The sequence below is a fragment of the Lysinibacillus sp. UBA6686 genome (assembly GCF_002455205.1).
GTDB lineage: Bacteria > Bacillota > Bacilli > Bacillales_A > Planococcaceae > Lysinibacillus > Lysinibacillus pakistanensis.
In genome coordinates, this window is sequence record NZ_DKJS01000008.1 from 54,033 (window position 1) to 61,989 (window position 7,957).

A 7,957-nucleotide genomic window follows, 5' to 3' on the forward strand; every position below is an offset into this window, starting at 1 on the left:
AGGTTTGAAAATTTATGCAAAGAAGCATAAAAATTGCCTTGCTATAAGGTCTATCGCTACAATGTAGCAAAAAGGAGTGTGTTGGATGATGAAAATTGAAATATGGTCAGATTATGTATGTCCATTTTGTTATATTGGAAAAAAACAGCTTGAGCAGGCAATAGAGGATACAGGTTTTACAGGACAGGTGGAGCTTGTATATAAAAGCTATCAACTTGATCCAACTACACCTGTTGATACAAATGTATCCACGTTTGAAGCTTTAGCGAAAAAGTATGGTATGTCTTTAGAAAAAGCAAAGGAAATGACGCAAGGCGTGGCAGCTAGGGCCAAAGAGGTTGGTCTAAACTATAATTTTGATAGGCTTATGGAAGAAAATACTTTAAAGGCACATCGTCTAGTGAAATGGGCAGAGCAGCAAGGGGATGCTACAGCACTTGTAGAAGCCCTTTTACATGGTTATTTTATTGAAGCAAAACGGATTGGACACGATAATGTATTAGTCGATATTGCTGAGCAAGTAGGTTTGAATCGTGATGAAGTTGCGAAAGTTCTTGCGTCTGATGAGTATAAAAGTGAGGTAGAATCGGACATTCAGGAAGGGCTAGAACTTGGTGTACGTGGTGTACCGTTCTTCGTTGTCAATCGTAAGTATGGTATTTCAGGTGCTCAACCACAGGAAGTATTTGAAGATACTTTACGTAAAGTGGCACAGGAAGAGGGTTTACAGCCAACATTAAAAATGGCTGGCACTGATGAAACTGGAGTATGCACAGACGAAAGCTGTAAGTTTTAAATTAAGCTAGACGGATATTAATCTGTCTATATGAGTATTTCAGTCAAAAGTATGAAATTAATAATGTTGACTTTTGACTGAAAATTTTTTAGACTAAGGAAGTCATATATCTCGAAATCGAGATATACTAAATTATGATTTTAAAGGGAGATTTTATATAATGAACGTATTAGTAGTAAAAGCAAACAACCGACCAGATGGTATTTCAACAAAAATGTATGAGACATTTATGGAAAATGTAAAAGGTGTTAATGTTACAACGTTTGACGTGTATAAAGAAGATATGCCTTATTTTGGTCAAGATCTTTTCAATGCTTTTGGTAAAGTACAAAATGGCGGAGAGCTAACTGACATCGAATCTCGTCTTTTAGCTGCAAAGCAAAAAGCGATGGATGCTTTAACTGCAGCTGATGTAGTTGTATTTGCTTTCCCACTTTGGAACCTAACAATTCCAGCTACATTACAAACTTTCATTGATTATGTATACCAAGCTGGATACACATTCAAATATAATGAGCAAGGCCAAATGGAGAGCTTAATGACAGACAAAAAAGCAATTATTTTAAATGCGCGTGGTGGTTACTACTCTTCACCAGAAGCTCAACCACTAGAAATGGCAGTGAACTATATTAAAAATATTGCAGGTGGCGTATTCGGTATGGAAATTATCGAAGAAGTTGTTATTGAAGGACACAATGCTTCACCAGATAAAGCTCAAGAAATTATTGCAAATGGCCTAGAAGAAGTTAAGAAAGTAGCTCAATCTTTACAATCTATCCACGCATAACCAATATTTTTTTAACAAAAGTTCTCTCTAATCTGAGAGGACTTTTTTTTATTGGTGTAGTAGAGGTACGGTGGTGGTATAGTGGTCTGACATATTGAAGCTATACACTTAATGTTAATTTACATTAAATAACATCATATAGTGAAGAATAAGAGGAATTGGTATTAATCTATGATTTTCTAGTAAAGTGCTTTGCTAATCATTCAAAAGTACATACAATTAGGTCTATTTAGTCAGTAAATATATGAATTAGTATAATATAATAGAAATTGTAGGAAAATAATAGATTTATAAGGAGGTTGTTACATGAATAAGAAATTAATGACTAATTTTTTTGCAATGTTACTTATTTTATTCACATTGCTTCCATTTGGACTGTCTGCAAATGCTGCATCGAACGATGTGACACGTGGAGATTTCGTGAAAGAATTAGTGGGAAAATTAAACGTTGAGCTAGGTGATGGTTCAAATCTGTCCTTTACGGATGTTCCAAAGGATTTAGCTCCTTATGTGGAAAAAGCAGTAGAACTGAACTTGATTAAAGGTAAAAGTGTCACATCGTTTGGACCAAATGATAAATTAACACGTCAACAGGCTTTTGTTATATCTGCTCGTGGACTAGTTAATGAAAACGCTTCATTCTCAGTGTTAGATAAATTCAAGGATGCTCATTTAATTGCTAAGACACATAAGCAAGATTTAGCAAATGCTGTTGCAGCAAATATTTTACAAGGCTTTGATGATAACACAATTCGCCCCCGCGACTATGTGACATCAGAGCAAATGCAAAGTATTGTGGAACGTTTTGTAGCTGAATATAAATCACCAGTAGCTAAGACTACAATGGATCTACAAATTTTAGGGACGACAGATATCCATACAAACCTAGCTAATTATAATTATTACTTAGATGCTGAATCAGCCGATGTAGGATTAGCGAATACTGCTGCATTAATTGAACAAGCACGTGCTGAGAATCCAAACACATTATTGTTCGATAATGGCGATTTAATTCAAGGGACGCCATTAGGTTCTTATAAGGCGTTGGAAAACGTATTAAAGCCTGGTGAAGTTCATCCAGCGATTGCAGCACTTAATGCATTGAAATATGATGGTGGAACGTTAGGTAACCACGAATTCAACTACGGTTTAGCGTTTTTAGATGAGGTATTAAATGATGCACAATATCCAGTTGTAAATACAAACACTTATGATGCTAAAACAAAAAAACATATGTATACGCCTTACGTCATTTTAGAAAAAGAGGTTGTAGATCATACAGGTAAAAAGCACACACTTAAAATAGGTGTTACAGGTATCGTACCAACAAAAATTGTTGAGTGGGATGCGATTCATTTAGCAGGTAAAGTTGATATGCAGGAACCTGTTGAAGCGGTAAAAGAAATTGTGCCAGAAATGCAAAAAGCAGGCGCAGATGTAATCGTCGTTCTTTCACATTCGGGTATTGGTGAAGATACGTATGTGGAAGGCGTAGAAAACGTTGGTTATCAAATTGCTCAAATCGAAGGTATTGATGCGTTAATTACAGGCCACTCTCATTTAACATTCCCAGGTGACTATAAGGATCTTAAAAATGTAGATCAAGAAAAAGGGACAATTAATGGAGTACCTACTGTTATGGCAGGTAGCTACGGTAGTCATCTTGGTGTTATTGATTTAAAGTTAGAGCTACAGGGCTCAAAATGGATTGTTGTGGATGGACAAGGTTCTATTCGCTCTATTAAGAAAGAGGGATTACAGCCTTCTAAAACAGTTTTAAATGCGATTAAGGAAGCCCATGAAGGTACTTTAAAGTATATTCGCCAACCTGTTGGTGAGACAACTGCACCAATCCATAGTTACTTCTCTATGGTCCAAGATGATCCTTCTATTCAAATTGTTACACAGGCTCAAAAATGGTTTATTGAAAAGGAATTAAAAGGTACTGCTGATGAAAAGACACCACTGCTTTCTGCTGGTGCACCTTTCAAAGCAGGTTCTCGTAATAATCCTGCCGATTATACAAATATTCCTGTAGGTCCTCTTGCAATTAAAAATATGGCAGATATTTACCATTATGACAACACTGTTGCAACGATTAAAGTAACAGGTGCTCAAGCTATTGAATGGTTAGAGATGGCTGCAGGCATTTTTGCAACAATTGATCCAAATAAAACAGAAGAGCAAAATATTATCGATCCAGAAGCACGTTCTTATAATTTCGACGTGCTAGATGGTTTAACTTATCAAATTGATGTGACATCGCCAGCAAAATATGATCGTCGTGGTAATCTTACTGATGAAAAGGCAAATCGTATTAAAAATGTGCAATATGCTGGTAAACCGATTGATTTAAAACAAGAATTCATCATTATTACAAACAATTACCGTGTTGGTGGCTCATATGGGGCGACATTCAAAAATGCTAATGGCTCTAATGTTACAAATTATGCGTATGAGAATCGCCAAGCTGTTATTGATTACATTATGGACAATAAAACAATAAATCCTGCTGCTGACAATAACTGGTCGTTTGTACCATTCCCAGCAAATACAAAGGTTATTTACCAAACTGCTAAGGATGCTCAAAAAGTTATCCCAGCAGGTAGCTCTATTAAATATTTGGGAGATACAGAGGGCGGCTTTGGTAAATATTTAATTCAATAATGAAAATGAAAAGAAGAGCGCGCGTTAATCGCTGCTCTTCTTATTTTGCCGTTCAAAAGTTTGATAACGTGTTCCTTGAAACGTTAGTAATCCAAAGTCGCCCTCTGCAAGTAGTCCAAAATCACGACCATTCATTTTTAACTCTAACCGATCACCGCTTTGTACCTCAAACGTTACATAATAGGATGTATGGGCACTAGTGTTACCAGAACCTCCACGAGTATTAGATCGTTTCGTAACGACTTTAGCCGGTACTGTTAAAATAGGTGAATTATTGTTCTTTGACCACTGTAAAATGCCGTTAAAAACAGTGAACACGATACCTCCAATAACAATTAAAAAGATTATTGAAATAAATATAGAAGCAAATGAAAAATCATTAAACACAAACATAAAATCCTCCTTACCTACATTACAGCTAAAACCATTATATTGGATTTATTTCAAGGTCTACAACAACATCAATTTCATCACTAATTAATACACCGCCTGTTTCAAGCAACGAGTTATACACTAAATTAAATTCTCGACGGTCAATTTGTGTCTTTGCTTGGAAGCCATATACCTCTTGTGCCCAAGGGTTTACCCCGTTCCCGGTATATACTGTAGTAAATATAATAGGCTTTGTTATGTTTTTAATAGTTAAATCACCATGAATAGCATATTCTTTATCTCCAAGTTTTTTAATATTTGTGGATGTAAATAATATTTTAGGATAAACATCGGCATCGAAAAAGTCAGGAGATACAAGGTGAACATCTCGATCGAAATTTTTTGTGGAAACACTTGCAACTGCGATGGCAAAGGAAATGCTTCCACCTTCTACTTGTTCAATATCTGGTAAAGCTATTTCTGCATTGTACGATTCGAATGTACCATGTATTTTTGATATCATCATATGTTTTACAGAAAAGCCGATCGTTGAATGGCTAAAATCAATTGCATACTTTTTCACTGGAAAATCCCCCTAAAAATAGTATCTTACACCGAATGATAGAGTAAAAAATTCAATGATTCAATGGATTACTAATAAAAATGCCTAAATATACGTTAAATAAACGTGTAATTTGTGAATATTTAAAATTATTATAAGAAAGTATGAATGTTATTGAGGATTACTGGGCTTTTGAAAGATTCATATTGAGAAGTGAGAAGGCATATAGTGAGTTGTCTTGTGCAAAGATTATTTTTCGACTACGGTCATTTTAAATGAAGATAAAGTAAAGATTTAGTTTTTATATAATTTGTTCATGTAAATTTCTGTATGGTAACTTAAATAATTCATAATCAAGCTTAAACTTACTTTTAGTAATCAAATATACATATGTAAATTAATTACTTGGTGTAAATAAGTTACTTCAAATTTACTTTTATAAAAAGAATCGTTACAATAGAGTACATAAGAGGTGAAAAAAATGAATGAGACAACTTTATGTCCTCGTTTAGCTAAAGCAATGGATTTAATTGGAAAGCGCTGGACAGGGCTAATTTTATATCAACTATTAGATGGGCCACAGCGATTTAATGAGATTGAGTCTGCTTTACCTGTAAGTGGCCGTTTGTTATCAGAACGTTTAAAAGAGCTGGAAAAAGAAGGGCTTGTGGAGCGAAAAGTATATTCAGAAGTTCCAGTACGTGTGGAGTATTCGTTAACGGATAAGGGTAAGGCGTTAGAAGGAGCTATTCGCAATATCGAATCATGGGCGACGAGCTGGCTTTAAAAGAAGCCTATATATGGATAAGTTGCTAAAAAAGTTTATTGGAATGGTCTTGAATTTTCTTTATAATATTCAACATCTCTGCACAGGGTGCTTTGCAACCCATGAAAACGAGATAAAATACCCTTCATTTTACTTGTCAAATCGAGGTTCTAAATCCATACTAGTGTAGAGTAAGAAGGATGTTAGAAAGGAATTAGCTCTCATGACAAAAGAACAGTGGGCATCGGATTTAGCGCAAAGCATAAATCCAGCCAATATTAAATTAAATGAATCATTACAGCGATATACGATGACTAAATTAGGCGGTAAGGCAGATGTTTTTGTTTTACCTGAAACGGAAGAAGAAGCGATATCCGTTATTTCCTATGCGCATATAAATAATATTCCATTATTAATGTTAGGTAATGGGTCCAATATGGTTGTTCGTGATGGCGGACATCGAGGGATCGTTGTTACATTTTCATATTTAGATGAAATTCATATAGAAGATGACCATGTTTACGCGCAAAGCGGCGCACTCATAAAAGATGTATCTAAACTAGCTGCTGCTGCCTCTTTAACAGGCTTTGAATTTGCTTGTGGTATTCCAGGCTCAATTGGTGGAGCGATGGCTATGAATGCGGGCGCTTATGGTGGAGAAATTAAGGATATTATTATTTCCTCTAAGGTGCTAACTAAAGATGGGAATGTTTTAATACTAAACAAAGAAGAGCTTGAACTAGGCTACCGTAAAAGTATTATTGCTAAAGAGGGTTACTATGTACTGTCATCCGAATTTCAGTTAGCTAAAGGTGTGCAGGAAGAAATTGACGCTAAAATTGCAGATTTAACGTTCCAACGAGAATCCAAGCAGCCATTAGAATACCCATCTGCAGGGAGTGTTTTTAAGCGTCCTCCAGGTCACTTTGCAGGGAAGCTTATTCAAGATAGTGGCCTACAAGGAAAAGGCGTAGGTGACGCTGAGGTTTCAACGAAGCATGCAGGCTTTATTGTGAATAAAGGCAATGCTACAGCCTCTGATTATATCGCAACAATCCAAATGGTACAGCGGGTAGTGAAGGAAAAGTTCGGTATTGATTTGGAGACAGAAGTTAAAATAGTTGGTGATGACTTATAGCATACTACGCTCTTCGCTAATGGCGGGGGGCGTTTTTTTGAGGGAGAGAAGAAAATGAAATTTATATCTTGGAATGTTAATGGAATTAGAGCCTGTGTAGGCAAAGGTTTTTTAGATTTCTTCAATAGCATGGATGCTGATTTTTTCTGTATACAAGAAACCAAATGTCAGGCAGGACAAGTTGAGCTATCTCTTGAAGGTTATGAGCAGTATTGGAACTACGCACAGAAGAAGGGCTACTCGGGCACGGCTATCTTTACAAAGCATACGCCACTTTCTGTACATTATGGTGTAGGTGAAGATATTTCTCAGGATGAGGGACGAATTATTACGTTAGAGTATGAAGATTTCTACCTTGTAAATGTCTATACACCAAACGCTCAGCGTGATTTAGCACGATTACCTCTACGTTTAGAGTGGGAGAGTCGGCTAGCTTTATATTTACAGAAGCTAGATGCCCAGAAGCCTATCGTATACTGCGGAGACTTAAATGTTGCACATATGGAGATTGATTTAAAAAATGCAAAATCGAATATTGGAAATTCTGGCTTTACATATGAAGAACGTGCTAAAATGTCAGAGCTTTTAGCAAGTGGTTTTATTGATTCCTTCCGTCACCTATATCCTGAAAAAACAGACCACTATACTTGGTGGTCTTATATGAATAAAGTCCGTGAACGCAATATTGGCTGGCGTATTGATTATTATATTGTTTCTGAGAGATTAAAAGACAGCATAGAAGAGGCGAATATTCATGCACACATTTTAGGGAGCGATCATTGTCCAATTGAATTACAGCTTCATATTTAGAATTAAAAAATCGTATTTTTCTATTAGGGAAAATACGATTTTCATGTTGTTGAAATACT

8 protein-coding genes are annotated in these 7,957 nt (G+C 35.9%); 6 read left to right on the top strand and 2 right to left on the bottom strand.

Annotated elements, in window-relative coordinates; all coding sequences use genetic code 11:
• Positions 1 to 88: 88 nt before the first annotated feature.
• From B2R82_RS02320 to B2R82_RS02330, 3 genes are all read left to right on the top strand, one after another.
• On the top strand, positions 89 to 796 hold the full coding sequence (locus B2R82_RS02320) for a DsbA family oxidoreductase (RefSeq protein WP_286923339.1): 708 nt from the start codon (positions 89 to 91) through the stop codon (positions 794 to 796).
• A gap of 160 nt (positions 797 to 956) precedes the next feature.
• A complete protein-coding gene (locus B2R82_RS02325; protein ID WP_286923332.1) occupies positions 957 to 1,583 on the top strand; it encodes an FMN-dependent NADH-azoreductase in 627 nt (208 codons plus the stop codon).
• A 306-nt stretch (positions 1,584 to 1,889) separates the two neighbouring features.
• Entirely contained in the window at positions 1,890 to 4,250 is a 2,361-nt protein-coding gene (locus tag B2R82_RS02330) for a bifunctional 2',3'-cyclic-nucleotide 2'-phosphodiesterase/3'-nucleotidase (RefSeq protein WP_286923333.1), read from the top strand.
• Positions 4,251 to 4,274: 24 nt separating this feature from the next.
• Here the strand turns inward: B2R82_RS02330 and B2R82_RS02335 are convergent, their stop codons facing one another.
• Positions 4,275 to 4,643: a DUF2500 domain-containing protein gene (locus tag B2R82_RS02335; protein WP_286923334.1), complete on the bottom strand. Its 369-nt coding sequence runs from the start codon at positions 4,641 to 4,643 to the stop codon at positions 4,275 to 4,277.
• 34 nt (positions 4,644 to 4,677) lie between these two features.
• The gene (locus B2R82_RS02340) at positions 4,678 to 5,205 is read right to left on the bottom strand and encodes a YceI family protein (RefSeq protein WP_286923335.1); all 528 of its coding nucleotides are present in this window, start codon (positions 5,203 to 5,205) and stop codon (positions 4,678 to 4,680) included.
• 460 nt (positions 5,206 to 5,665) lie between these two features.
• Between B2R82_RS02340 and B2R82_RS02345 the strand changes: the two genes are divergently transcribed.
• From B2R82_RS02345 to B2R82_RS02355, 3 genes are all read left to right on the top strand, one after another.
• Positions 5,666 to 5,971, top strand: a complete 306-nt coding sequence (locus B2R82_RS02345) for a winged helix-turn-helix transcriptional regulator (RefSeq protein WP_054771027.1) — start codon at positions 5,666 to 5,668, stop codon at positions 5,969 to 5,971.
• A 202-nt stretch (positions 5,972 to 6,173) separates the two neighbouring features.
• On the top strand, positions 6,174 to 7,088 hold the full coding sequence (gene murB, locus B2R82_RS02350) for a UDP-N-acetylmuramate dehydrogenase (RefSeq protein WP_286923336.1): 915 nt from the start codon (positions 6,174 to 6,176) through the stop codon (positions 7,086 to 7,088).
• A gap of 54 nt (positions 7,089 to 7,142) precedes the next feature.
• Positions 7,143 to 7,898: an exodeoxyribonuclease III gene (locus B2R82_RS02355; protein ID WP_286923337.1), complete on the top strand. Its 756-nt coding sequence runs from the start codon at positions 7,143 to 7,145 to the stop codon at positions 7,896 to 7,898.
• The last annotated feature ends 59 nt before the right edge of the window (positions 7,899 to 7,957 follow it).